The organism is Streptomyces sp. NPDC007917 (assembly GCF_042959105.1).
Lineage (GTDB): Bacteria > Actinomycetota > Actinomycetes > Streptomycetales > Streptomycetaceae > Streptomyces.
Genome location: NZ_JBIBKK010000078.1, coordinates 1 through 1,805 on the forward strand (window position 1 = coordinate 1; position 1,805 = coordinate 1,805).

Annotated in this window: 1 rRNA gene; it reads left to right on the forward strand. The window is 56.7% G+C overall.

Annotated elements, in window-relative coordinates:
* Window positions 1–1,778, forward strand: a 23S ribosomal RNA gene (locus tag ACFZDL_RS47170); the annotation flags it as partial.
* Between the last annotated feature and the right edge of the window lie 27 nt (window positions 1,779–1,805).

Sequence of the window (1,805 nt, forward strand, 5' to 3'; positions counted from 1 at the left end):
AGTTGTGGACGGTTCACGAGTGAGAATGCAGGCATGAGTAGCGATTCACACGTGAGAAACGTGTGCGCCGATTGACTAAGGGTTCCTGGGTCAAGCTGATCTGCCCAGGGTAAGTCGGGACCTAAGGCGAGGCCGACAGGCGTAGTCGATGGACAACCGGTTGATATTCCGGTACCCGCTTTGAAGCGCCAACGCTGAACCAGGCGATGCTAAGTCCGTGAAGCCGCCCTGGATCCTTCGGGTGAAGGGGAGTGGTGGAGCCGACGGACCAGACCTGTAGTAGGTGAGTGATGGGGTGACGCAGGAAGGTAGTCCAGCCCGGGCGGTGGTTGTCCCGGGGTAAGGGTGTAGCCCGAGGGGTAGGTAAATCCGTCTCTCATACAAGGGTGAGACCTGATGCCGAGCCGATTGTGGTGAAGTGGATGATCCTATGCTGTCGAGAAAAGCCTCTAGCGAGTTTCATGGCGGCCCGTACCCTAAACCGACTCAGGTGGTCAGGTAGAGAATACCGAGGCGTTCGGGTGAACTATGGTTAAGGAACTCGGCAAAATGCCCCCGTAACTTCGGGAGAAGGGGGGCCATTGCTGGTGATGAGTCTTGCACTCGGAGCTGGTGGTGGCCGCAGAGACCAGCGAGAAGCGACTGTTTACTAAAAACACAGGTCCGTGCGAAGCCGTAAGGCGATGTATACGGACTGACGCCTGCCCGGTGCTGGAACGTTAAGGGGACCGGTTAGTCACATTTCGGTGTGGCGAAGCTGAGAACTTAAGCGCCAGTAAACGGCGGTGGTAACTATAACCATCCTAAGGTAGCGAAATTCCTTGTCGGGTAAGTTCCGACCTGCACGAATGGCGTAACGACTTCTCGACTGTCTCAACCATAGGCCCGGTGAAATTGCATTACGAGTAAAGATGCTCGTTTCGCGCAGCAGGACGGAAAGACCCCGGGACCTTTACTACAGCTTGATATTGGTGTTCGGTTCGGCTTGTGTAGGATAGGTGGGAGACTGTGAAGCTGTGACGCCAGTCATGGTGGAGTCATTGTTGAAATACCACTCTGGTCGTGCTGGATGTCTAACCTGGGTCCGTGATCCGGATCAGGGACAGTGTCTGGTGGGTAGTTTAACTGGGGCGGTTGCCTCCTAAAGGGTAACGGAGGCGCCCAAAGGTTCCCTCAGCCTGGTTGGCAATCAGGTGTTGAGTGTAAGTGCACAAGGGAGCTTGACTGTGAGACCGACGGGTCGAGCAGGGACGAAAGTCGGGACTAGTGATCCGGCGGTGGCTTGTGGAAGCGCCGTCGCTCAACGGATAAAAGGTACCCCGGGGATAACAGGCTGATCTTCCCCAAGAGTCCATATCGACGGGATGGTTTGGCACCTCGATGTCGGCTCGTCGCATCCTGGGGCTGGAGTCGGTCCCAAGGGTTGGGCTGTTCGCCCATTAAAGCGGTACGCGAGCTGGGTTTAGAACGTCGTGAGACAGTTCGGTCCCTATCCGCTGTGCGCGTAGGAGTCTTGAGAAGGGCTGTCCCTAGTACGAGAGGACCGGGACGGACGAACCTCTGGTGTGCCAGTTGTTCTGCCAAGGGCATGGCTGGTTGGCTACGTTCGGGAGGGATAACCGCTGAAAGCATCTAAGCGGGAAGCCTGCTTCGAGATGAGGGCTCCCACCCACTTGATGGGGTAAGGCTCCCAGTAGACGACTGGGTTGATAGGCCAGATATGGAAGCCGGGTGACCGGTGGAGTTGACTGGTACTAATAGGCCGAGGGCTTGTCCTCAGTTGCTCGCGTCCACTGTGTTGGTTC